The sequence below is a fragment of the Streptomyces sp. NPDC102467 genome, from assembly GCF_044765445.1.
Taxonomy (GTDB): Bacteria; Actinomycetota; Actinomycetes; order Streptomycetales; family Streptomycetaceae; genus Streptomyces.
In genome coordinates this window covers 34,366-56,284 of sequence record NZ_JBIWKA010000021.1, presented here as the reverse complement: position 1 = coordinate 56,284, position 21,919 = coordinate 34,366, and the positions used below count along the sequence as shown (strand labels likewise).

22 protein-coding genes and 1 pseudogene are annotated in these 21,919 nt (G+C 70.6%); 11 read left to right on the top strand and 12 right to left on the bottom strand.

What is annotated here, in order from left to right:
* The first annotated feature begins 5 nt into the window (after positions 1 to 5).
* Genes ybeY through ACIREE_RS35715 form a run of 3 tightly spaced genes read left to right on the top strand, consistent with a single transcriptional unit; the run spans position 6 to position 2,148 of the window.
* Entirely contained in the window at positions 6 to 503 is a 498-nt protein-coding gene (gene ybeY / locus ACIREE_RS35725; RefSeq protein ID WP_404161960.1) for an rRNA maturation RNase YbeY, read from the top strand.
* Entirely contained in the window at positions 500 to 1,795 is a 1,296-nt protein-coding gene (locus ACIREE_RS35720) for a hemolysin family protein (protein WP_404161958.1), read from the top strand. The genes ybeY and ACIREE_RS35720 overlap by 4 nt, the downstream gene beginning before the upstream one ends.
* Positions 1,792 to 2,148 (top strand): MmcQ/YjbR family DNA-binding protein, encoded by a 357-nt coding sequence (locus ACIREE_RS35715; RefSeq protein WP_404161955.1) that lies wholly within the window; start codon positions 1,792 to 1,794, stop codon positions 2,146 to 2,148. Before ACIREE_RS35720 ends, ACIREE_RS35715 begins: the two co-directional genes overlap by 4 nt.
* Positions 2,149 to 2,357: 209 nt before the next feature.
* Here the strand turns inward: ACIREE_RS35715 and ACIREE_RS35710 are convergent, their stop codons facing one another.
* The gene (locus ACIREE_RS35710; protein WP_404161952.1) at positions 2,358 to 2,507 is read right to left on the bottom strand and encodes a hypothetical protein; all 150 of its coding nucleotides are present in this window, start codon (positions 2,505 to 2,507) and stop codon (positions 2,358 to 2,360) included.
* A 369-nt stretch (positions 2,508 to 2,876) separates the two neighbouring features.
* Between ACIREE_RS35710 and ACIREE_RS35705 the strand changes: the two genes are divergently transcribed.
* The 4 genes and pseudogenes from ACIREE_RS35705 to ACIREE_RS35690 form a co-directional block, all read left to right on the top strand.
* Positions 2,877 to 3,773, top strand: coding sequence for a helix-turn-helix domain-containing protein (locus tag ACIREE_RS35705; protein WP_404161949.1), 897 nt, complete (start codon positions 2,877 to 2,879; stop codon positions 3,771 to 3,773).
* A 166-nt stretch (positions 3,774 to 3,939) separates the two neighbouring features.
* A complete protein-coding gene (locus ACIREE_RS35700) occupies positions 3,940 to 4,140 on the top strand; it encodes a DUF397 domain-containing protein (protein ID WP_404161946.1) in 201 nt (66 codons plus the stop codon).
* Positions 4,141 to 4,195: 55 nt separating this feature from the next.
* The gene (locus tag ACIREE_RS35695; RefSeq protein WP_404161943.1) at positions 4,196 to 4,540 is read left to right on the top strand and encodes a cytidine deaminase; all 345 of its coding nucleotides are present in this window, start codon (positions 4,196 to 4,198) and stop codon (positions 4,538 to 4,540) included.
* Positions 4,541 to 4,890: 350 nt separating this feature from the next.
* A pseudogene (locus ACIREE_RS35690) lies at positions 4,891 to 5,220 on the top strand (transglycosylase family protein); the annotation flags it as partial.
* Positions 5,221 to 5,272: 52 nt separating this feature from the next.
* On the opposite strand, the gene ACIREE_RS35685 reads toward ACIREE_RS35690, so the two are convergent.
* Together ACIREE_RS35685 and ACIREE_RS35680 are read right to left on the bottom strand one after the other, a co-directional pair.
* Positions 5,273 to 5,611, bottom strand: a complete 339-nt coding sequence (locus tag ACIREE_RS35685; RefSeq protein ID WP_404161940.1) for a P-II family nitrogen regulator — start codon at positions 5,609 to 5,611, stop codon at positions 5,273 to 5,275.
* A complete protein-coding gene (locus ACIREE_RS35680) occupies positions 5,608 to 6,939 on the bottom strand; it encodes an ammonium transporter (RefSeq protein ID WP_404161937.1) in 1,332 nt (443 codons plus the stop codon). The genes ACIREE_RS35685 and ACIREE_RS35680 overlap by 4 nt, the downstream gene beginning before the upstream one ends.
* Before the next feature lie 143 nt (positions 6,940 to 7,082).
* Between ACIREE_RS35680 and era the strand changes: the two genes are divergently transcribed.
* Positions 7,083 to 8,051, top strand: a complete 969-nt coding sequence (gene era, locus ACIREE_RS35675) for a GTPase Era (protein WP_404161934.1) — start codon at positions 7,083 to 7,085, stop codon at positions 8,049 to 8,051.
* Positions 8,052 to 8,081: 30 nt separating this feature from the next.
* On the opposite strand, the gene ACIREE_RS35670 is transcribed toward era, so the two are convergent.
* Positions 8,082 to 8,915, bottom strand: coding sequence for a helix-turn-helix transcriptional regulator (locus ACIREE_RS35670; RefSeq protein ID WP_404161931.1), 834 nt, complete (start codon positions 8,913 to 8,915; stop codon positions 8,082 to 8,084).
* Between the two features lie 128 nt (positions 8,916 to 9,043).
* Here ACIREE_RS35670 and ACIREE_RS35665 point away from each other — a divergent pair, with 128 nt between their 5' ends.
* Positions 9,044 to 9,898: an NAD-dependent epimerase/dehydratase family protein gene (locus ACIREE_RS35665; protein ID WP_404161928.1), complete on the top strand. Its 855-nt coding sequence runs from the start codon at positions 9,044 to 9,046 to the stop codon at positions 9,896 to 9,898.
* Between the two features lie 142 nt (positions 9,899 to 10,040).
* Here ACIREE_RS35665 and ACIREE_RS35660 read toward each other — a convergent pair whose 3' ends face one another.
* The 5 genes from ACIREE_RS35660 to ACIREE_RS35640 form a co-directional block, all read right to left on the bottom strand.
* Positions 10,041 to 10,883, bottom strand: a complete 843-nt coding sequence (locus tag ACIREE_RS35660) for a GNAT family N-acetyltransferase (protein ID WP_404161925.1) — start codon at positions 10,881 to 10,883, stop codon at positions 10,041 to 10,043.
* Between the two features lie 29 nt (positions 10,884 to 10,912).
* Complete coding sequence (locus tag ACIREE_RS35655) at positions 10,913 to 12,154, bottom strand: MFS transporter (protein ID WP_404161922.1); 1,242 nt, start codon at positions 12,152 to 12,154, stop codon at positions 10,913 to 10,915.
* Positions 12,151 to 13,482 carry a GH1 family beta-glucosidase gene (locus ACIREE_RS35650; protein WP_404161919.1) on the bottom strand — a complete coding sequence of 444 codons (1,332 nt, stop codon included), beginning with the start codon at positions 13,480 to 13,482 and terminating at the stop codon, positions 12,151 to 12,153. The genes ACIREE_RS35655 and ACIREE_RS35650 overlap by 4 nt, the downstream gene beginning before the upstream one ends.
* A gap of 64 nt (positions 13,483 to 13,546) precedes the next feature.
* Entirely contained in the window at positions 13,547 to 13,813 is a 267-nt protein-coding gene (locus ACIREE_RS35645; protein ID WP_404161916.1) for a protealysin inhibitor emfourin, read from the bottom strand.
* Positions 13,814 to 13,884: 71 nt separating this feature from the next.
* Positions 13,885 to 14,970, bottom strand: coding sequence for a M4 family metallopeptidase (locus ACIREE_RS35640; RefSeq protein ID WP_404161913.1), 1,086 nt, complete (start codon positions 14,968 to 14,970; stop codon positions 13,885 to 13,887).
* Positions 14,971 to 15,259: 289 nt separating this feature from the next.
* Here ACIREE_RS35640 and leuA point away from each other — a divergent pair, with 289 nt between their 5' ends.
* Together leuA and ACIREE_RS35630 are read left to right on the top strand one after the other, a co-directional pair.
* A complete protein-coding gene (gene leuA, locus ACIREE_RS35635) occupies positions 15,260 to 16,981 on the top strand; it encodes a 2-isopropylmalate synthase (RefSeq protein WP_404161910.1) in 1,722 nt (573 codons plus the stop codon).
* A gap of 187 nt (positions 16,982 to 17,168) precedes the next feature.
* Positions 17,169 to 17,867 (top strand): TerB family tellurite resistance protein, encoded by a 699-nt coding sequence (locus ACIREE_RS35630; RefSeq protein ID WP_404161907.1) that lies wholly within the window; start codon positions 17,169 to 17,171, stop codon positions 17,865 to 17,867.
* Positions 17,868 to 17,895: 28 nt separating this feature from the next.
* Here ACIREE_RS35630 and ACIREE_RS35625 read toward each other — a convergent pair whose 3' ends face one another.
* From ACIREE_RS35625 to ACIREE_RS35615, 3 genes are all read right to left on the bottom strand, one after another.
* The gene (locus tag ACIREE_RS35625; RefSeq protein WP_404161904.1) at positions 17,896 to 18,897 is read right to left on the bottom strand and encodes an oligopeptide/dipeptide ABC transporter ATP-binding protein; all 1,002 of its coding nucleotides are present in this window, start codon (positions 18,895 to 18,897) and stop codon (positions 17,896 to 17,898) included.
* Positions 18,894 to 20,882: a dipeptide/oligopeptide/nickel ABC transporter permease/ATP-binding protein gene (locus ACIREE_RS35620; RefSeq protein ID WP_404162191.1), complete on the bottom strand. Its 1,989-nt coding sequence runs from the start codon at positions 20,880 to 20,882 to the stop codon at positions 18,894 to 18,896. The genes ACIREE_RS35625 and ACIREE_RS35620 overlap by 4 nt, the downstream gene beginning before the upstream one ends.
* Positions 20,883 to 20,944: 62 nt before the next feature.
* Positions 20,945 to 21,904, bottom strand: coding sequence for an ABC transporter permease (locus ACIREE_RS35615; protein WP_404161901.1), 960 nt, complete (start codon positions 21,902 to 21,904; stop codon positions 20,945 to 20,947).
* Positions 21,905 to 21,919 lie beyond the last annotated feature (15 nt).

The window sequence follows — 21,919 nt, the reverse complement described above, 5'->3', positions numbered from 1 at the left end:
GCGCCATGTCGATCGACGTCAACAACGAGTCCGGAACCGAGGTCGACGAGCAGGCGATCCTCGACATCGCCCGCTACGCGCTCGCGCGGATGCGTATCCACGCGCTCTCCGAGCTGTCGGTGATCGTCGTGGACGCCGACGCCATGGAGCAGCTGCACGTCCAGTGGATGGATCTGCCGGGGCCGACGGACGTGATGTCCTTCCCGATGGATGAGCTGCGGCCGCCGATGAAGGACGACGAGGAGCCCCCGCAGGGGCTGCTCGGCGACATCGTGCTCTGTCCCGAGGTCGCCAAGCAGCAGGGCGAGGATGCGCCCACGCAGCACTCCATGAACGAGGAGCTGCAGCTGCTCACCGTCCATGGCGTGCTGCACCTGCTGGGGTACGACCACGAGGAGGCCGACGAGAAGGCCGAGATGTTCGGCCTTCAGGCGGCCATCGTGGACGGGTGGCGTGCGGAGAAGGGCATGAGCGGGCCGTCCCCGGCGCCGACCGTGTCATGAGTCCCTCGTTGATCGCGGGCGCCGTCGCGCTGGTCGTCGTCGCCTGGCTCGCCGCGTGCGCCGAGGCGGGCATCGCCCGGACGTCCAGTTTCCGCGCCGAGGGGGCCGTCAGGTCGGGGCGGCGTGGCAGCGCCAAGCTCGCCCAGGTCGCCGCCGACCCGACGCGGTATCTGAACGTCGCGCTGCTGGTGCGGGTGGCCTGCGAGATGGCCGCCGCAGCTCTCGTCACGTACGCGTGCCTCGAGGAGTTCGACGCGACCTGGCAGGCGTTGCTCGTCGCCATCGGTGTGATGGTGCTCGTTTCGTATGTGGCGGTGGGGGTTTCGCCGCGGACCATCGGGCGGCAGCATCCGTTGAACACCGCCACGGCTGCTTCGTACGTACTGCTGCCGTTGGCGCGTGTGATGGGGCCGATCCCGCCGCTGCTGATTCTGATCGGTAACGCGCTGACGCCCGGCAAGGGCTTCCGGCGCGGGCCGTTCGCCTCCGAGGCCGAGCTGCGCGCCATGGTCGACCTCGCCGAGAAGGAGTCCCTCATCGAGGACGAGGAGCGCCGCATGGTGCACTCCGTCTTCGAGCTCGGCGACACCCTCGTGCGGGAGGTCATGGTGCCGCGCACGGATCTTGTGGTCATCGAGCGGTACAAGACCATTCGGCAGGCCCTCACCCTCGCGCTGCGGTCCGGGTTCTCCCGGATCCCGGTGGTGGGGGAGAGCGAGGACGACGTCGTGGGGATCGTCTACCTGAAGGATCTTGTCCGGAAGACCCATATCAACCGGGACTCCGAGGCCGAGCTCGTCTCGTCGGCCATGCGTCCCGCCACCTTCGTGCCGGACACCAAGAACGCCGGGGACCTGCTCCGCGAGATGCAGCAGCTGCGCAATCACGTGGCCGTCGTCATCGACGAGTACGGCGGCACGGCGGGCATCGTCACCATCGAGGACATCCTGGAGGAGATCGTCGGCGAGATCACCGACGAGTACGACCGGGAGCTGCCGCCCGTCGAGGAGCTGGGCGACGACCGCTTCCGGGTCACCGCGCGGCTCGACATCGGCGACCTCGGTGAGCTGTACGGCATCGAGGAGTACGACGACGAGGACGTGGAGACCGTCGGCGGACTGCTCGCGAAGGCGCTCGGCCGGGTTCCCATCGCCGGGGCCTCGTCCGTCGTGACCCTGCCCGACACGCGGCAGCTGCGGCTCACCGCGGAGGCCGCCGCCGGGCGCCGCAACAAGATCGTGACGGTGCTCGTGGAGCCGGTCGGTCCGATGGAGGAGGAGACGGCCGGGTGACACCGCAGGAGCTGCGCGCACTGTGCCTGTCGTTCAACGCGACGGCGGAGGAGTTCCCCTTCAACCCGGAGATCTCCGTCTTCAAGGTGCTGGGGAAGGTCTTCGCGCTCAGCTCCCTGGACGCGCGGCCGCTGACCGTCAACCTCAAGTGCGATCCCGAGGACGCGGTACGGCTGCGCGGTGAGTACGAGGGCGTCATCGTGCCCGGCTGGCACATGAACAAGCGGCACTGGAACACCGTGACCGTGGCCGAACTCCCGGCCGGCTTCGTGAGGGAGCTCGTCGAGGACTCGTACGACCTGGTGGTGGCGGGGCTGCCCCGCGCGGAGCGGCTGCGGCTCGACCGGCCCTGAGCTCGGGCGGCAGGCCGCGGCGCACTGTCGGCGCGCCTCGAAATGGCCCGACTGCCCCTCCCCAAAGGGAGGACGCGGCGGCAGAATGGGATGGCGGTGACCTACGACGCCACCGCTCCGGGCAGCCTGCCAGGGAACTCGGAACGGCAGCGTCAGTCTCGGGCGTCCGTCGCTATCGGCCCCGGCCCTTCGGTCGGGGCTGATTGCTGTCACACGAAGGGCAGAATCCACTCTTCGGCGATCTTGTGCATCGCGATGAGGAGATTGACCAGCGGGATGATCAGAGCCACCCGCTCACCCAGGGTGCGCTTGGTCCTCTGCGGACGGAGCCCTCCTTCCTCGCCTTGAAGTTCGTCCACGGTCGCTCGACCCCTTTCCGGTACTGCTCGTCGTCACGTCAGCCAAGTACCGCCTGGCTGACGGAAGTTGACGTTGATTGATGATCAACTCCGTTGTAGATCAAGGTTGTTGATCGGACCACGAGTCATCAGCGTATCCCCGAGCTCGCGAAAAGCACAGTGCTCAACGGTTCCTCCTTTATGGCGCGTCTCAATCTGCTACATAGCAGAGTGCGGAGTAAGGTTAGAGTGTGCGCATCGCACCCCGTGTGCGGCGTGCGCGCCCCGTACGGGACGATGGCTGATGTGTCGCAACTAAGAGGTCTCGATGAGTCATGTGTATAGCTGCTATGTTGCACAAAGCCGGATGCGGTCGGGGGTGGAGCACTGATGGCTGTGACCAGTGCGGCGCTGCTGCGACTGCAGCTGCGCACCGAACTCCGTAAGGCGCGGATCGCGGCGGGCCTGACTCAGCGGCAGGTCGCCGACCGGATGGAGTGGAGTCCGTCCAAGCTCATCCGGATCGAGGCGGGCGAGGTCGGCATCTCCGTCAACGACCTGCGTCCACTCGCCGCCGCCTACGGCATCTCGGACCGGCGCAAGCTGGAGGGACTGCTGGACATGGCCCGCGGGAGCCGGCGTATGCCGTTCACCGAGTACCGGGATCTGTACAGCAAGGACTTCATGCAGCGTCTCGCTCTGGAGTCGGCGGCGTCCGTCCACCGCCAGTTCGCGCCACTGCTCCTCCCTGGGCTGCTGCAGACCGAGGAGTACATGCGAGCCGTGATCAGTGCCTACGGCAAGGAACTCCCTGAGGACAACGTCGACCGCATCGTCGAATCGCGGCTCGCCCGGCAGGACGTGCTGGAGGAGGACGCGCGCGAGTTCAGCTTCGTCCTGGACGAATCCCTGGTGCGCCGGGTGACGGGCGGCCGCGGGGTGATGCGGACGCAGCTGGAGCGCCTGGCCGAGCTGTCCGGTCGTCCGCACATCACGATGCAGATCCTGCCGTTCAGTGTCGGTGCTCATCCCGGTATCCAGGGGCCGTTCACGCTGTTCGAGTTCCTGGCCGAGGGGATGGAGGACTCTCTGTTCCTCGAGGACTCCCGGGGCGTGACCATCGCCTCGACCTCCCCGGAGGAGACCAGGCAGTACCTGGAGCGGTTCTGGGAACTGGAGGATCTGGCGCTGAAGGAAGGCGTCGATGTGGTGCTGCGACGTCTCGCGGAGCGCGTCGCGGAGGGAGGGGACGAGCTGGAGGGGCTGCTGCAGCAGGACCCCGCCTGAGCGGACGCCATCGCCAACTTGTCGTGATCGCCGGTAAGTTGGCGAGAATTGTCATGCCCGCGTGCTTGGGTTCTGCACGTACCATGGGGGTTCTGCCGTGTGACCCACGGCGGCTTTTCGGGGGACGTCCCGGCTGGGCGGTCCGCAACCGGGGTGGAGGCCGAGGGTGATCGAGGCATGGGCATGGCGCAAGAGCGGTGCGTCCGCAGCCAGTGACGATTGCGTCGAGGTCGCCTGCACGGGCGACGAGATCCGCGTCCGGGACTCGAAGCGCCGACGCGCCCACGTCATCGCTGTCGCCCCTGCCGCATGGGACTCGTTCCTGCGCTACGTCGACCCGTCGCACACTCGCCGCGCGGAGCCGTAGGCGGCGCGAGCCCCCGTCGGCGGATGAGCCGGAGCGCCCTCCTTATGCTCACCCCATGACTGAGAGCACCGACCTCGACCCCGAGGACCGCAAGATCGTCACCCTGGCCCGTTCCGCGCGGGCGCGCAACGGTGTGCCCGAGGGGGCGGCCGTGCGCGACGAGACGGGGCGTACGTATGTCGCGGGCACCGTCGCCCTCGACTCCCTTCAGCTGAGCGCGCTGCGCACGGCCGTCGCCATGGCGGTGGCGTCCGGCGCGGAGTCCCTGGAGGCGGCGGCCGTCGTCTCCGGCGCGGATGTCCTGCCGGACGAGGACGTGGCCGCCGTACGCGATCTGGGCGGGGCGGGCACGCCGGTGTTCCTGGCCGGCGCCGACGGTGCGGTGAAGGTCACTCTGTAGGCCGGCTGACGTGGCCCGGGTCACTGGATCGGCGGCCTGCGGCGTTATGGGTGAATACGGTCACATCCGCCCATAACGGGGTCGTAGGCCCCGGCCCGGCGCGTGCGGAGCGCACCGGCGGCGGCGCTGTGACGCGCGCCGCCGGGACCTTCGGCCCGGGTCGAAGGTCCCGCAAGGGGTCCGCCGGGCGCCGGGACCAAGGTCCCGCGCGGCGGACCGAACGGTGGATGCGGGCGGCGGCCGTCGACCGGCACGGTGGAGCAGTCGCCCGATGCGCCGGACCCCGGCCAGGGCGCAGCCGCCGTCCCCGAACAAAGGCTTCCTACGTGTTCTCCACCGCTCGCCGCTCCATCCGTGCCCGCCGCATCGCCGTCACCACGGCCGTCGCCGGAGGCGGCGTCGCCCTGGCCCTGACCACGGCCGGCGGCGCGTCCGCCGCTCCGGCCGCGCAGAGCTGGGACGCCGTCGCCCAGTGCGAGTCCGGCGGCAACTGGTCCGCCAACACGGGCAACGGCTTCTCCGGCGGCCTGCAGTTCACCTCGTCCACCTGGTCCGCCTACGGCGGCACCCAGTACGCGGCCAACGCCCACCAGGCCAGCAAGGGCGAGCAGATCAACGTCGCCAAGAAGGTCCTCGCCGACCAGGGCAAGGGCGCCTGGCCGAACTGCGGCACCAAGCTCTGAGAGCCTGTCTCCGAGTGACGCCCCGGGCCGCGCTCGAAGCAAGCGCGGCCTACACGGCGTCCGGGCCCCGCTCGCCCGTGCGGACCCGCACCACGCTGTCCACCGGCACCGCCCACACCTTGCCGTCGCCGATCTTCCCGGTGCGCGCGGCCCGCACGATCGCGTCCATCGCCGGTTCGGCGTCCTCGTCCCTGACGACGACCTCGATCCGCACCTTGGGCACCAGGTCGACCTGGTACTCGGCGCCCCGGTACACCTCGGTGTGCCCGCGCTGCCGCCCGTAGCCGCTGGCCTCCGTCACCGTCAGACCGAGCACGCCCAGCTCCTGCAGCGCCGTCTTGACCTCGTCGAGGCGGTACGGCTTGACGACCGCGGTGATCAACTTCATGGCGCGACCTTTCGGGCGGCGGGGGCGGGGTGGACCGAGACGCCCAGGACGCCGTGATCGTACGCACTCTCCGCGTGCGCCGTCTGGTCCAGGCCCGTCAGCTCCTCCTCGGCCGACGCCCGGAAGCCCATCAGCTTGTCGAGGGCCTTCCCGATCCCGAACGTCACGAGGAACGTGTACGCGGCCACGACCACCACGGCGAGCAGCTGCTTGCCGAGCTGCCCGAACCCGCCCCCGTAGAACAGGCCCTGCCGGTCGGCGGATCCGGTCATCGCCGACGTGGCGAACAGACCGATGAGGACCGTGCCGACGACCCCGCCGATGAAGTGCACGCCGACGACGTCCAGCGAGTCGTCGTAGTCGAACCTGAACTTCCAGGCGACGGCGTACGAGCAGACGACACCGGCCACGACTCCGACGACGGCCGCGCCGAGCACCCCCACGACCCCGCACGCCGGGGTGATCGCGACCAGGCCCGCCACGGCGCCCGAGGCCGCGCCGAACGTCGTCGGGTGCCCGTCCCGCCGGTGCTCCACGAAGAGCCAGCCGAGCAGTCCTGTGCAGCCCGCGATCAGCGTGTTGAACAGGGACGCCGCGGCGAGACCGTTCGCGCCCAAGGCCGAGCCGCCGTTGAAGCCGAGCCAGCCGAACCAGAGCAGGCCCGCGCCCATGACCACCATCGGCAGGTTGTGCGGGCGCATCGCCTCCTTCTTGAAGCCGATGCGCGGGCCGAGGACCAGGCACAGCGCCAGACCGGACGCGCCGGAGGCGATCTCGACGACGAGGCCGCCCGCGAAGTCCAGGGCGCCCAGCTGGTTCGCGATCCAGCCGCCCGGACCCCAGACCCAGTGCGCCACGGGAACGTATACGAGCAGCGCCCACACGGGGACGAAGACGAGCCACGCCGCGAATTTCGTGCGGTCCGCGACGGCTCCGCTGATCAGCGCCGCGGTGATGATCGCGAAGGTCAGCTGGAAGGTCGTGAACAGGAACGTGGGGACGGTACCGGTGACCGAGCCGGGGCCGACGCCGGCCATGCCCGCGTGGTCCAGGCCGCCGATAAGACCGGCGAAGGAGTCGTCGCCGAAGGCGAGGGAGTACCCCGCCACCAGCCAGACCACCGTCACGAGCGCGATCGAGACGAAGCTCATCATCAACATGTTCAGGACGCTCTTCGAACGGACCATGCCGCCGTAGAACAGCGCGAGGCCGGGCGTCATCAGAAGAACGAGGGCGGTGGCGGCGAGCAGCCACGCGGTGTCGCCGGTGTCCAGTGCGGGGACTTTCGCGGCAGCCAGGGGGACTGCGTGGGCTGGGGGGACGGTCACGGGTTTTCCTCCGGGTGGGGACTGCCGTAGAGCGTCACCGGCCCGGGTTTCCGAATCCGCACCCAGGCGTTTCCGTCGTGTTTCGTATTGCCGAGGGGTTACCGCAACCTCACGGTACTGCGGGGCTTCCCGGATCAGGGACAATGGGCGCCATGAGCGTTCGTACCCAGTCCTCCCAGCCGTCGGATTCGTCGGACCCCGGCCACCGCGCCGGCTTCGCCTGCTTCGTCGGTCGCCCCAACGCGGGCAAGTCCACCCTCACGAACGCTCTGGTCGGCAAGAAGGTGGCGATCACCGCCGACCAGCCGCAGACCACGCGGCACACCGTGCGCGGCATCGTGCACCGCGAGGACGCGCAGCTGATCCTGGTGGACACGCCGGGGCTCCACAAGCCGCGTACGTTGCTGGGCGAGCGGCTGAACGATGTCGTGCGCACCACCTGGGCCGAGGTCGACGTCATCGGCTTCTGCCTGCCCGCGAACGAGAAGCTCGGCCCCGGTGACCGGTTCATCGCCAAGGAACTCGCGTCCATCAAGAAGACGCCGAAGATCGCGATCGTCACCAAGACCGACCTCGTCGACAGCAAGACCCTCGCCGAGCAGCTCATCGCGATCGACCAGCTCTCCGTGGAACTCGGCTTCGAGTGGGCCGAGATCATCCCGGTCTCGGCGGTCGGCAACGAGCAGGTCGACCTCCTCGCCGACCTGATCGTTCCCCTCATGCCCGAGGGCCCCGCCCTCTACCCGGAGGGCGACCTCACCGACGAGCCCGAGCAGGTCATGGTCGCGGAGCTGATCCGCGAGGCCGCGCTCGAAGGCGTACGGGACGAGCTGCCGCACTCCATCGCCGTCGTCGTGGAGGAGATGCTGCCGCGCGAGGACCGGCCCGCCGACAAGCCGCTCCTCGACATCCACGCCTTCGTCTACATCGAGCGCCCCAGCCAGAAGGGCATCATCATCGGCCCGAAGGGCAAGCGCCTCAAGGACGTCGGCATCAAGTCCCGCAAGCAGATCGAGGCGCTGCTCGGCACGCCGGTCTATCTCGACCTGCACGTGAAGGTGGCCAAGGACTGGCAGCGCGACCCGCGCCAGCTGCGCAAGCTCGGCTTCTGACTCCTGCCGGCTTCTAGCTCCTGTCGGGTTCTACGTCCTGTCGGGGGTGAGGTCCTGGAGGCCTATCACCCGCAGCAGTTCGAGCCGCTCGTACGTGTCCGTGCCCGGCCGCGCCGAGTGCACGACCAGCATCTGGTCGTGCCCGCCGCTGAGCAGCACCTCGCAGTCCAGGTCCAGGACACCGACCACCGGGTGCAGGAAGCGCTTCGTCGCCGCCCGTCGCACGGCCACCTCGTGCGACGCCCAGAGTTCCTCGAACTCCTCGCTGGCGCCCCGCAATTCGGCCACCAGGGCGGCAGGGCCCGGGTCGTCGGGACGCGCCCCGGCGACCGCCCGCAGATTCGCCACGTGCGCGCGGGCGTGCGTCCGGTAGTCCTCGGGCGGGATCAGGGCGCGGGCGGCCGGGTCCGTGAAGTAGCGGCGGATCATGTTCTCCCCCGTGTGCTCGCCCGACAGGGCCACCGCCATCGTGTTCTGCGCGAGCACCTCGCCCCAGTCGCTCAGCACCTGAGCCGGGGAGTCGTACAGCCGGTCCAGGATCAGCAGCAGACCCGGCCGGACATGGCCGGAGGAGCCGCCCGCGCGCGGCGGCTCCTCGCCCGCCAGATGGAACAGGTGGTCACGCTCGTCGGCCGTCAGGCGCAGCGCACGGGCCAGCGCGGTGAGCATCTGGCGTGAGGGATGGGAGCCGCGCCGCTGCTCCAGACGCGTGTAGTAGTCCACGGACATCCCGGCGAGCTGCGCCACCTCCTCGCGGCGCAGCCCCGGCGTACGGCGCCTGGCACCCGCGGTGAGGCCCACGTCGGAGGGGGCCAGGCGGGTGCGGGCGCGGCGCAGGAAGTCGGCGAGTTCGGCTCGGTTCACCTCTCCAGGGTCGCGCGGTACGCCCGCCTTATCCAGGGCGCGCCGGTCCCTGGATAAGGGCGTCTCTCCCGGCGCGGCGCTCTTTCGCCGACGGTGGTGTGCATGGCTACGACAACGAGGAGGCGGCCATGCTGACATTGGTGACAGGCGCGACAGGGCAGGTCGGGCGACGGTTCGTGCCCAGGCTGCTGCAGAGCGCGGCACCCGGCGACGAGGTCCGGGTCCTGGTGCGGGACGCGGCCCGCGGCGAACGCTTCGCCGAGCTGGGAGCGCAGGTGGTGACCGGCGATCTGCGGGACACCGACGTGCTGGGCAAGGCGACGGCCGGGGCGGACGCGGTGGTGAACGTCGCCGCGGCGTTCCGCGGCGTGCCGGACAAGGAGGCGCGCGCGGTCAACCGGGATGCGGCGATCGAGCTGGGCCGCGCCGCAGTGGCCTCAGGCGTGCGGCGGTTCGTGCAGGTCAGCACAGGTCTCGTGTACGGCGCTGGGCGGGGCAGGCCGCTGGTGGAGACCGACGGGACGGTGCCGGGCGGCGCCATGTGGGGCGCCTACCCCGAGTCCAAGGGGGAGGCGGAGCGGGCGCTCGGCGCGCTGGACGGCCTCGACGACCTGCGGATCGGACGGCTGCCGTTCGTGTACGGCGACGGCGACCCGCATATCGCGAACGCGATGCAGTGGGCGCCGAACTGGCCCGCCACGCAGTGGCTGCACATGGGGCATCACGCGGACGTGGCCCAGGGGCTGCAGCGGTTGCTGTACGCGCCGGGGGCACAGGGCGTCTACAACATCGCCGACGACGCTCCCGTCACGACCGTCGATCTCTACGCGCTCAACGGGTTGCCGGTCCCGGCCGAGCTGTACGAGAAGGTGGATCCGGATCCGTGGCGGGCGGTCATGTCGACGGAGCGGATCCGTCGCGAGCTGGGTTATCGGCCGTTCTTCCCGTCGGTCTGGGTGGCCCGTGACATGGGCGCGCTGTAGGCGACCCCGCCAGGGGCGCGGGGGACTGCGCGGCCGGCCACGACGGTCGTGCACTCGGCGATGGCGCCGAGCCCCGGGGCTCCGCCCCGGACCCCGCTCCTCAATCTCCCCCAGACTCCGTCCGGGGGGACCCCCAAGGGGCTTAATTGGGGCTTGAGTGGGTGGCGATCATCGCCGTGCCCACCGGGCGAAAACCCAGCCGCGCGTAAATGCGGGCCACATCATCATCCCCGGCCGACAAGAACACCGTGGAGACGCCGGAGGCCACCGCATCGGCGACCAGGGCCCCTGTCACCGCAAGACCGAGCCCGCGCCGCCGCGCCGCGGGCAACGTGCCGACGCCCGCGATCTCCGTGACGTCCTCGACGGGCAGGTGCATGCCGGAGCTGAGGACCACCCCGTTCTCGACGGCTGCCGCGAGGACCGTGCGGCCCGCCCGGATCCGTTCCTGGACCTCCGGCAGGCTGCTGTCGGCGGCCCGTGCCGTGAGTTCCGCGGTGAGTTCGGCGGCGCCTGCCGGGCCCACCGCGGTCCCGGGGTACGCGAACGCCACGTGCGGCAGCGCCAACGCCCCCGCCAGGAAAGGGTCCTGGGCGTCGAGGACCTGGACCAGAGGGTGCGGGGCGGGCGTGGGCGCCGACGCGTCCCGCGCCATCAGCGGGTACTCGCCGACCCGCAGCCCGGCCGCCTCCACGGCCGCCCGCAGCCCCGGCGTCGTCTCCGCCACCCACTCGAACGCCTCGGGCACCCCCAACTCCCGCTGCCGCGCGCACACTTCCTGTACGTCGTGGACGCTCGGCGGCGGCGCGTCCGGGCGCAGCGCGGGCCGCGCGTAGTACGGCCAGCCCGGCCCCTCACGGACGAAGAGAGTGAGCGAACCGAACTCCTCCACGCGGGCGGCGGCCCGCGGCACGGTGTCGTAGTACCGCTCAAGGCGGTCGAGGAGGGGGCGGGGGAGGGGAGGGAGGGCGTCGGCGGCGGTCATATGGGCGCAGGCTACGACCGGTTCCGCCGTCAGTCCACCGCCTTTATGTTCCGCACGAGCAGCGCCCCGACGAGGCCCACGGCCGCCGCCACCAGATACAGCGTCCGGTAGCCGCCCAGCTGGTTCACCAGCGGCGCCGCAAGCGCCGGGGCGGCCACCTGGGGGAGGGAGTTGGCGATGTTGATGACGCCGAGATCCTTGCCGCGGTCGAGCGCCGCCGGCAGGACGTCCGTCATCAGCGCGAAGTCGACCGAGGTGAACACCCCGAACCCGACCCCCAGGACCGCTGCCGCGACGAGCGCGCCGGGCCACGTCTGCCACCAGGCCAGCACGCCCGTCGCGACGGCCATCAGCACGCCCGACCACAGGACGAACGGCTTGCGGCGCCCCACCCGGTCCGACCAGGCGCCGCCGACGACGACCGTGGCGAGCAGCGTCACCCCGTTCACGGCCGTCAGGATCAGCACGCCGAACTCCGGGTCGTCGTAGTCGAGTTGGTCGCGCAGGTAGTAGAAGAGGTAGAGCAGGACGAGCGCGTTGCCCAGGTTGATCAGGAAGCGGGTCAGCCACGCCCAGCCGAGGTCGGGGTGGCGCCGCGGGCTGAGCCGGAAGCCCGCCGCGAAAGCGCGCCACGACCACGCGGGACGGTCGGCCGGGTCGAGACGCAGGTCCGGGTGGCGCAGCACGTACGGGGCCACGCCCACCATCGTGAAGACGGCGCACGCCGCGTACCCGGCGCCGACCCCGCCCGCGACCGTCGCGAGCCCCGTGCCGACGACCACGCCCAGGATCTGCGCGGCCCCCAGCCAGCCGCCCACCGTGCCCCGCTGCAGCCGCGGCACCCGGTCGGGGACGGCCGCCGTGACCGCGGCGAACGCCGCGTTCAGGGTCAGCTGCACCAGGCACCAGCCCAGGAAGAGCACCCACACGGCGCCCGCGCCGCCGAGCAGCAGCAGCGCAAGGGCGCCGCCCGCCGTGCCCGCGACGATCCACGGGGTGCGCCGCCCGTACCGGGACACCGTGCGGTCGGAGAGGGCGCCGAACAGCGGGTTGGCGGCCAGGGACACCACCGCGCCGACGCCCGTCACCCAGGCGAGCAGCGCCTCCTTCGACACTCCCGTGCCCGGCGCGAAGTGTTCGGACTGCTGGGCGAGCAGGATCTGCAGCGGCCCGTACCAGCCCACCCAGATCGCCCCGTTGGCCAGCGACAGGGCGGTCGTCCAGCCACGGCCGACCCGGTCGACCGGTTCCTGGAGCGCGCGGGCCGTCATGCCCGCTGTGCCCGCAGCGCGTCCCGCAGCCAGCCGTACGACGCCTTCGGGGTGCGCACTTGAGTGTCGAAGTCGACGTGCACGAGCCCGAAGCGCTTCGTGTACCCCTCCGCCCACTCGAAGTTGTCGAGCAGCGACCACACGAAATAGCCGCGTACGTCCACCCCGGCCTCCAACGCCCGGTGCAGCGCCCGGAGATGACCGTCGAGATAGGCGATCCGCTCCCGGTCGTCGAGGCCCTCGTACGCGCAGCCGTTCTCGGTGACGACCAGGGGCGGCAGCCGGTCCCCGTAGCGGTCGCGGAAGCCGGTGAGGAGTGACGTGAGGGCGTCCGGAACCACCGGCCAGCCGAAGTCGGTCGTCGGGTATCCGGCTATCTCCCGTACGGAGAAGGGGAGTTCGGCGGGGAGCGTGAGCCCGGAGAACTCGGTGTCCGTCGTGCCCGGCGCGCCCACCTTCGTAGGCTGGTAGAAGTTGATCCCGTACCAGTCGAGGGTGGAGTCGGAGATCACTCTCAGGTCGGCCGCCACGTCGGCGCCCGGCATCAACTCGGCGAATCCGTCCGGGTATTCGCCGAGCAGCAGCGGGTCGGCGAAGAGCCGGTTCAGGATCACGTCGTACAGGTCCGCCGCTGCGGTGTCGGCCGGGTCGTCGGAGGCGGGCCAGGTCGGGCCGTGCGAGTTGGCGATGCCGATGTCGCACGCACCGGCCGCCCGCAGTGCCCGTGCCGCGAGGCCGTGCGCGAGGAGCTGGTGGTGGGCCACCGGCAGCGCGTCGAAGAGCAGCTTCTTGCCGGGCGCGTGCTCACCCAGCGCATGGCCGAGCAGAGTGTGCTCCGCGGGCTCGTTGAGCGTGATCCACTTCTGGACCCGGTCGCCGAGCCGGGCCGCGACCGTCGCCGCGTACTCGGCGAAGCGGGCCGCGGTGTCCCGCTCCAGCCAGCCGCCCGCCGCCTCCAGGCTCGCCGGCAGGTCCCAGTGGAAGAGCGTGGGGACGGGGCGGACACCCTGGGCGCACAGCTCGTCGACGAGCCGGTCGTAGAAGTCGAGGCCGCCGGGGGCCAGGACCCGGGGCCAGGAGACGGAGAAGCGGTACGCGTCCGCGCCCAGCTCGCGGACGAGCGCCACGTCCTCCTGGTAGCGGGCCACGTGGTCGCAGGCCACTGCCGCCGTCGAGCCGTCCTTGATCCGGCCCGGCTCGGCGCCGAACGCGTCCCACACCGAGGGCGCGCGCCGGTCGACGGCGCCCTCGATCTGGTGCGCCGACGTGGCGACGCCCCACAGGAAGCCGGGCGGGAAGGAAGGGAGTGCGCCTGAGGTAGCTGCCATGGGCGCGATCATCCGTACCGGCCAGTACGAAGTCAACGCCCGTGCGACAGACTCCAGTTGTGCGTCAGGCCCCTTCCTTGAGGACCCGGGTGATCAGCTTGCGCTGTTCCTCGGTGAGCCGGGGGTCCGCGCAGTACACGGTCCGCCCGTCCACGCTGATGGTGTAACTGAAGCCGTCGGGCACCCCTATGGGTGGCGTGTCCCGGCCCGCGGCCATCGCCTTCTCGGCCAGGGCCTGCCACTCATGGGCATCGGCGAGGCCCGCCGTGTCGACCTCCGCGTGCCGGTCGATGCCGGCGAAGCCGCCCGTGCGCGTGACGTGAATACGCATGGCTCCCTGTCTACTCCCGGAAGGCCGGCCCCCGAAAGGTCCATTTCCGGAAGCCCCGGACGAGTCGTCGGTCACTGGGCGGGGACGCCGACCTGTTCCCATGCCTTGAGCACCGACTGGTACTCCTCGCCCGCGCCGTAGCGGGCCTGCGAGGCCTTCACCGTCGCCTTGGCGAAGTCGGCGAAACTGCAGTCCTGCTTCAGCCCGCCACCGGTGAGGGTGTCGTACCAGATCTGTCCGGCCCGCTCCCACGCGTGCCCGCCGAGCGCGGTGGCGAGGATGTAGAAGGCGTGGTTGGGGATGCCGGAGTTGATGTGCACGCCGCCGTTGTCCCGGCCGGTCCGCACGTAGTGGTCCATGTCGGCGGGCTGCGGGTCCTTGCCGAGCACGTCGTCGTCGTAGGCCGTGCCCGGAGCCTTCATGGAGCGCAGGGCGACGCCCGTGACGCGCGGCGCGAGCAGGCCCGCGCCGATCAGCCAGTCGGCCTCCGACGCGGTCTGGCCGAGCGTGTACTGCTTGATCAGCGAGCCGAAGACGTCCGAGACCGACTCGTTCAGGGCGCCGGGCTGCCCGAAGTACGTCAGGTTCGCCGTGTACTGCGTGACGCCGTGGGTCAGCTCGTGGCCGATGACGTCGACGGGGAGGGTGAAGTCGAGGAAGATCTCGCCGTCACCGTCGCCGAACACCATCTGCTCGCCGTTCCAGAAGGCGTTGTTGTAGCCCTCGGAGTAGTGCACCGTCGCGTTCAGCGGCAGGCCCTCGCCGTCGATCGAGTGGCGGGTGAACTTCTCGAGGTAGACCTCGAAGGTCGCGCCCAGGCCGGCGTACGCGCGGTTGACGGTCGCGTCCGAGCCGGGGTTGTCCCCCTCGCCGCGGACCTTGCGCCCCGGCAGCTCCGTCCGGTGCCGGGCGTCATAGACGGTGCGCTGCGGCTTCTCGGGCGCGGCGCCGGCCCGCGGTGCCACGGAGGGGGCGCCGATGACGGTCGTCAGCCGCCGCCGGGTGCGCTCGAAGGCGTCGCGCTCCAGGCTCCTGCGGGCGGAAGCGGCGACCGTGGGGTCCTGGGCCTGGGCGACCTGGTCAAGGATGTGGGGCGGCACGATGGTACAAAACACGGGCTCGAACCCCGTCGGGTTCCCCGCTGTGTTGTCGGTCATGTCAGGCAATGTGGCACTGAGTCATGACGCTGTCACTAGCTGCGACCAGGATTGATGAAATAGAGGTATTGATCACCTCATACCCGTTACCTGAAGCAGATCCCGCATACTGATACGGGCTCTCGCGCCCGGCGTGTCTCGGTTACAGTGCGATGCATCATGCGTTTCGGGTTGCTTCTCCTTAGCTGCCGCGGCGAGGGCCTGTAGTAAAGGCCGGCCCCCTCTCCGCGGAGTTTGGCGTTGCGCTGTCGGCCGCCTTACCGGCCACCTCTGAGGAGCCCCACGCATCATGTCGAACTTCCAGCGCCCCACGTCGATGCCGATTCACAAGTACGGCCAGTACGACCAGGTGGACATCCCCGACCGCACGTGGCCGAACAACCGGATCACGGTCGCGCCCCGCTGGCTCTCCACCGACCTGCGCGACGGCAACCAGGCGCTGATCGACCCGATGTCGCCCGCTCGCAAGCGCGAGATGTTCGACCTGCTGGTCCGCATGGGCTACAAGGAGATCGAGGTCGGCTTCCCCTCGTCGGGGCAGACGGACTTCGACTTCGTACGCTCGATCATCGAGGACCCGGACGCGATCCCGGACGACGTGACGATCTCCGTGCTGACGCAGGCCCGCGAGGAGCTGATCGCGCGGACCGTGGAGTCCCTGGTCGGCGCCAAGCGCGCCACGGTCCACCTGTACAACGCGACGGCGCCGGTCTGGCGCGAGGTCGTCTTCCGCGGCTCCAAGGACGCGGTCAAGCAGATCGCCGTGGACGGCACCCGCCTGGTCATGGAGTACGCGGAGAAGCTGCTGGGCCCCGAGACGGTCTTCGGCTACCAGTACAGCCCCGAGATCTTCACGGACACCGAGCTGGACTTCGCCCTGGAGGTCTGCGAGGCCGTCTGTGACGAGTGGCAGCCCGGTCCCGACCGCGAGATCATCCTCAACCTGCCCGCCACGGTGGAGCGTTCGACGCCGTCCACGCACGCGGACCGCTTCGAGTGGATGTCCCGGAACCTGACGCGCCGCGAGTACGTGTGCATCTCGGTCCACCCGCACAACGACCGGGGCACGGCCGTCGCCGCCGCCGAACTGGCGGTCATGGCAGGCGCCGACCGCATCGAGGGCTGCCTGTTCGGCCAGGGCGAGCGCACCGGCAACGTCGACCTGGTCACCCTGGGCATGAACCTCTTCTCGCAGGGCGTCGACCCGCAGATCGACTTCTCGGACATCGACGAGATCCGTCGCACCGCCGAGTACTGCACCCAGATGGAGGTCCACCCGCGCCACCCCTACGCGGGCGACCTGGTCTACACCGCCTTCTCCGGCTCCCACCAGGACGCCATCAAGAAGGGCTTCGAGGCGATGGAGGGCCGCGCCGCCAAGGCGGGCAGGACCATCGACGACATCGAGTGGGCCGTCCCGTACCTGCCGATCGACCCGAAGGACGTCGGCCGCTCCTACGAGGCCGTCATCCGCGTCAACTCGCAGTCCGGCAAGGGCGGTATCGCGTACGTCCTGAAGAACGACCACAGCCTGGACCTGCCGCGCCGTATGCAGGTCGAGTTCTCCAAGGTCATCCAGACGAAGACGGACGCCGAGGGCGGCGAGGTCACGCCCAAGGACATCTGGGCCGTCTTCCAGGACGAGTACCTGCCCAACCCGCAGAACCCGTGGGGCCGCATCCAGGTCAAGAACGGCCAGACGACCACGGACACCGACGGCGTCGACACCTTGACGGTCGAGGCCGAGGTCGACGGCGTCGAGCAGGTCCTGGTCGGTTCGGGCAACGGCCCGATCTCCGCGTTCTTCCACGCGCTGCAGGGCGTCGGCATCGACGCCCGCCTGCTGGACTACCAGGAGCACACGATGAGCGAGGGCGCGTCCGCGGTCGCCGCCTCGTACATCGAGGTCGCGATCGACGACAAGGTTCTGTGGGGCATCGGCACCGACGTGAATACGACACGTGCGTCGCTGAAGGCGGTCGTCTCCGCGGTCAACCGCGCGGCCCGCTGACCTTACTGGCCTGCATGTTCACGGCCCCGTACACCTTTTGTGGGTGTGCGGGGCCGCGTCGGATATCGGCCACCCGGACAGGCCCCTCGTGACCTCGGCGTGACCAAGGTGCTGACGCCGCATCGACAATGTGGCTAACATCACGCCAACGCCGCGATGTTGCGGCGCCGTTACGGAGGTGTGCGACGTGCTGCCGATCTGGGGACGTATCCGACGGACCGGGACCTCACGGGTCCTTGGCGTGCACACCACCTGGGCCACCGTGGGCGACGGGGAGTTCTTCTGCCCCGGCTGCGGTGGCGACCGCAACTACCAGCGGCGCACGGGCCGGCGCCGCTTCACCGTGCTCGGCGTGCCGGTGGTGCCGCGCGGCGAGACCGGGCCCGTCGTCCAGTGCGCCGCGTGCGAGGACCGGTTCGGCCTGGACGCGCTCGACCACCCCACCACGCACCGCTTCTCCGGGATGCTGCGGGACGCCGTGCACACGGTGGTGCTCGCGGTGCTCGCGACGGGCGCCTCCTCCTCCCGTACGTCGCTGGAGAGCGCCGTCGGCATTCTGCGCGGAGCCGGGTTCGACGATTGCTCCGAGGTGCAACTCGCCGCGCTGGTCGAGGCGTTGGTGATGGACACCGGGCGCCTTCCGGAGCACTGCGGGGCCGGCGCCGGGCTCGCGATAGAGCTGCACGAGGCGCTCGACCCGCTCACCCAGCACCTGGCCCCGGCGGGCCGGGAGTCGATCCTGCTGCAGGGCGCGCGGATCGCTCTGGCGGACGGCCCGTACTCCTCCGCGGAGCGGGACGTGCTCGGGACGGTGGGGGCCGCCCTCACCCTGTCCACCGACGAGGTGAGCCGGCTGCTGGCCGTCGCCGCGCGGACGCCCAGCTGAGGGCTCCGCCCCGGCGCCGCGACAGCGGTCAGGTCACCTCTCGGACGAGGTCGTGCGTGGTCTGGTCCTCGTCCACCGGGTGGTGACAGCGGAAGACATGGCCGCCGGACCCCGCGGGCTCCGGCATCGTCGCCGCGCACGAGTGGTCCGCCCGCCAGCACCGGGTACGGAACGGGCAGCCCGAGGGCGGACGCGTGGCCGACGGCACCGGGCCGATCAGCGGAATCGGGTCGATGGGGTCGAGCAGGCCGGGCGTCGCCGAGAACAGGGCGCGCGTGTACGGGTGCCGGGACCGGTCGAGGACGTCGGCCGCCGGGGTCTCCTCCACGATGCGGCCCAGGTACATGGTGATGACCCGGTCGCTCATCCGGCGCACCGTCTGGATGTCGTGCGAGACGAAGACCAGGGCGAGACCGAGACGTTCCTTGAGGTCGAGGAGGAGGTTGAGGATCTGGGCGCGCACCGACACGTCGAGGGCGCTGGTCGGCTCGTCGGCCACCACCAGGTCCGGCTCCAGGGCCAGCGCCCGCGCGATGGCGACGCGCTGCCGCTGCCCGCCCGAGAGCTGACCGGGGAGGACATCGGCGAGCGCCTTCGGCAGGCCGACCAGGCCCAGCAACTCCGTTACGCGCGCGGCTCGTTCGGCGGCGGTGCCGCGGCGGTGCACGTCCATCGGGTCGCGCACGATCTGCGCCACGGTCAGCCGCCGGTTCAGGGCCGTCGACGGGTCCTGGAAGATCATACCGACGCCGGTGCCGAGCGCTGCTCGGCGCTCCGCGGGAGGCATGGTCCACAGGTCGGCGCCGTCGTACGTCACGGTTCCGGATGTGGGGTGCTGAACGCCCACCAGCACCTTGGCGAGGGTTGATTTGCCGCAGCCGGATTCGCCTACGATGCCGACGGTTTCGCCGGGGGCGATCGTGAGGTCCGCCGCGGTGAGGGCGTAGACGTGGTCGCGGCGGAAGAGGCCGGCCGAGCGGGCCTTGTGCACTACGTGCACGTCGGCCAACTCCACGATGGGGGTGATCATTTCGGCTCCCGCTCCGTGGTGGTCGCACTTCGGGCCGTAGGTACGGTGGTCGTGTGTGCGGTTGCGGTTGCGTCGCGGTTGCTCGCGCCGTTCCCCGCGCCCCTTCGGGGCGCTGCCGGGCGATGGCACGCCGTCGCGTGTCCGGGACCGCCCGTCAGCTCGGGGGCCGTCTCCTGGCACACCTGCGACGCCAGCGGGCACCGGTCCGCGAATCTGCAGCCTGCCGGGAAGTCGGCCGGGGACGGGACCACGCCCCTGATCTGGGTGAGCCGGTCCGCCGCCGATTCGAGGGAGAGCACCGAACCCAACAGGCCGCGTGTGTAGTGATGTTGAGGTATCTCCACCAGGTCGGCCGTCACGCCCGTCTCCACGATCTGGCCTCCGTACATGACGACGACGCGGTCCGTGACATCGGCGACCAGCGCCAGGTCGTGCGAGACGAGGACGAGTGCGAAGCCCAGTTCGGCGCGCAGGCCCAGCAGCAACTCGATGACCTGTGCCTGCACCGTCACGTCGAGCGCCGTCGTCGGCTCGTCGGCGATGATCAGCTTCGGGTCGCGGGAGAGCGCCATGGCGATGAGGACGCGCTGACGCTGGCCACCGGAGAGTTCGTGCGGGTAGCTGCGCAGGGTGCGGTCCGGGTCGAGCCCGACGAGTTCGAGGAGGGCGGCGGGGGAGCGGCGGCCACCGCGCCGGACGACCTGTTTGAGCTGCGCCCGTACGGTCATCGCCGGGTTGAGGGACGACAGCGCGTCCTGGTAGATCATCGCCATGTCGTGGCCGAGGAGGCGGCGCCTGGCGCCCATCGGCAGGCCGACCAGTTCGCGGTCGCCGAAGGTGACGTGGCCGCGGACCCGGGCGCCCTTGGGCTGCAGCCCCATCACGGTCAGCGCGGTCAGCGACTTGCCGCAGCCGGACTCGCCGACCAGGCCGAGGACTTCGCCGGGGCGCACGTCGAAGCCGATCCCGTCGACGATGTCGACCCCGCCGTGCCGTCCGTCGAAGCCGATGGCCAGGTCCCGTACGGAGAGGACCGGTGGCCCGGTGGGCAGGGGTCTGGCGCGTGCGCGCAGGCGGGTCGCGGCCTCGGGGAGGCCGGGCAGTTCGAGGACCTGCCCGGTGCCGGGCGCGGGGGCCTCCAGCCGGTCCGGCTCTCTGGCCGGCACGTCCCGCGCGACGGGCGCCGCCCACGCGTCGGAGACGCCTTCGCTAAGGACGTTCAGGGACAGGACCGTGAGCAGCATCAGCAGCCCGGGGAAGACGGTCGCCCACCAGCCGCCGATCAGCACCATGTTCTTCCCGTCGGCGATGACGCTGCCCCACGACGGTTCGGGGGGCCGCACGCCTGCTCCGATGAAGGACAGCGACGCCTCGAAGACGATGGCCTCCGCGACCTGCACGGTGCAGAAGACGAGGATGGGGGCCGCGCAGTTGATGGCGACGTGCTTGAGCACGATGTGCGGGGTGCGGGCTCCGATGACGCGCTCGGCCGTGACGTAGTCCTCGCCGTACTGGTCCAGGATGTTGGCGCGGACGACGCGGGCGATCGGCGGGGTGAACAGGAACGCGATCGCACAGATCAGTACCGGGATGCCACCGCCGAACACGGCGACGAGCACGGCCGCGAGGGCGATGCCGGGGAACGCCATGACGATGTCGAGGCAGCGCATGAGCGTCTCGTCGACGGCCTTGCGGGACGTCGCCGCGACCGCGCCGAGGAGCGCGCCCACGGCGAGCGCGAGCAGGGTCGCCCCGAGTCCGATGGCGAGGGACCAGCGCGCCCCGTACATCAGCCGGCTGAGGATGTCGCGGCCGAGACTGTCCTGCCCCATCCAGTGCGCCCCGGACGGGTGCCCGGTGCTGTCCACCTGTGGCTGCTGGTCGAGGGGATCGTGCGGCGCGAACAGCGGGGCGAACACGGCCATGAGGACGACGACGGCGACCACGCAGAGGGCGACGCGGGACAGCATGGGCAATCTGCGCAGCTTGCCCGATCCAGCCCCTCCGGCGTTTGAGGAGCGGGGTCCGGGGCGGAGCCCCGAGGCCTTCACGACAGCCCCCGCAGCCGCGGATTGACCAGCAGATACAGCACATCGATCACCAGGTTCACCACAACGAACCCCACGGCAGTGGTGAGCACCACCCCCTGGACCACGGCAGGATCCCCGTTCTTGACCGCGTCGATCATCAGCTTCCCCATCCCGGGCAGCGAGAAGATCGTCTCCACGACCACCGCCCCGCCCAGCAGATAGCCCACGCGAAGGCCGAGCACCGTGAGCGGGTTGATCAGGGCGTTGCGCAGGACGTTGCGGCCGACCACGACGACCGGCGGGAGCCCGCTGCCGACGGCCGTGCGCACGTAGTCCTTGTCGAGCTCCTCCACCACGGCCGTGCGGACGATCCGGGTGAGCTGCGCGGCGACCGGCAGCGACAGGGCGAGCGCGGGCAGCGTCATGCACTTGAGCCAGCCGGTGAGCGAGTCGGCCGGGTTGATGTATCCGCCGGTCGGGAACCAGCCCTGGTCGACCGCCAGGTACTGGATCATCAGCAGCGCCAGCCAGAAGCCGGGCGCCGCGACCCCGGTCAGCGAGATGACCCGGACGATCTGGTCCCAGGCCCGGTCGCGGTGGATGGCCGCGCTGATGCCGAGGATCAGCGACACGACGACGGCGATGCCGAGCCCGAGGAACGTCAGCTGCAGGGTGAGCGGCAGCGCGGTGGTGACCTGCTCGACGACCGGCTGCCGGGTCAGCACGCTGATGCCCATGTCGCCGTGGAGCAGGTCGCCGACGAAGTGGAGGTAGCGCAGCGGCATCGGGTCGAGCAGCCCGTTGCGTTCGCGGAAGTCGTGCAGCTGCTGCGGTGTCGGATTGGCGCCCTGGAAGTACGCGGACGCCGGATCGATGTCGGCGAAGCGCATCACGAGGAACACGAAGAGGACGATGCCGAGCAGCAGCGGTACGAGCAGCACGAGCCGCCGGGCGAGGATTCTGGCGATCACGGCCACGGCCACGAACTCCCT

Excerpts from the sequence above, each read along its gene's own strand:
- ybeY (WP_404161960.1), top strand. The coding sequence starts at position 6 with ATGTCGATCGACGTCAACAACGAGTCCGGAACCGAGGTCGACGAGCAG.
- ACIREE_RS35720 (WP_404161958.1), top strand. The coding sequence starts at position 500 with ATGAGTCCCTCGTTGATCGCGGGCGCCGTCGCGCTGGTCGTCGTCGCC.
- ACIREE_RS35705 (WP_404161949.1), top strand. The coding sequence starts at position 2,877 with ATGGCTGTGACCAGTGCGGCGCTGCTGCGACTGCAGCTGCGCACCGAA.
- ACIREE_RS35695 (WP_404161943.1), top strand. The coding sequence starts at position 4,196 with ATGACTGAGAGCACCGACCTCGACCCCGAGGACCGCAAGATCGTCACC.
- ACIREE_RS35685 (WP_404161940.1), bottom strand. The coding sequence starts at position 5,611 with ATGAAGTTGATCACCGCGGTCGTCAAGCCGTACCGCCTCGACGAGGTC.
- era (WP_404161934.1), top strand. The coding sequence starts at position 7,083 with ATGGGCGCCATGAGCGTTCGTACCCAGTCCTCCCAGCCGTCGGATTCG.
- ACIREE_RS35665 (WP_404161928.1), top strand. The coding sequence starts at position 9,044 with ATGCTGACATTGGTGACAGGCGCGACAGGGCAGGTCGGGCGACGGTTC.
- ACIREE_RS35660 (WP_404161925.1), bottom strand. The coding sequence starts at position 10,883 with ATGACCGCCGCCGACGCCCTCCCTCCCCTCCCCCGCCCCCTCCTCGAC.
- ACIREE_RS35655 (WP_404161922.1), bottom strand. The coding sequence starts at position 12,154 with ATGACGGCCCGCGCGCTCCAGGAACCGGTCGACCGGGTCGGCCGTGGC.
- ACIREE_RS35650 (WP_404161919.1), bottom strand. The coding sequence starts at position 13,482 with ATGGCAGCTACCTCAGGCGCACTCCCTTCCTTCCCGCCCGGCTTCCTG.
- ACIREE_RS35645 (WP_404161916.1), bottom strand. The coding sequence starts at position 13,813 with ATGCGTATTCACGTCACGCGCACGGGCGGCTTCGCCGGCATCGACCGG.
- ACIREE_RS35640 (WP_404161913.1), bottom strand. The coding sequence starts at position 14,970 with ATGACCGACAACACAGCGGGGAACCCGACGGGGTTCGAGCCCGTGTTT.
- leuA (WP_404161910.1), top strand. The coding sequence starts at position 15,260 with ATGTCGAACTTCCAGCGCCCCACGTCGATGCCGATTCACAAGTACGGC.
- ACIREE_RS35625 (WP_404161904.1), bottom strand. The coding sequence starts at position 18,897 with ATGATCACCCCCATCGTGGAGTTGGCCGACGTGCACGTAGTGCACAAG.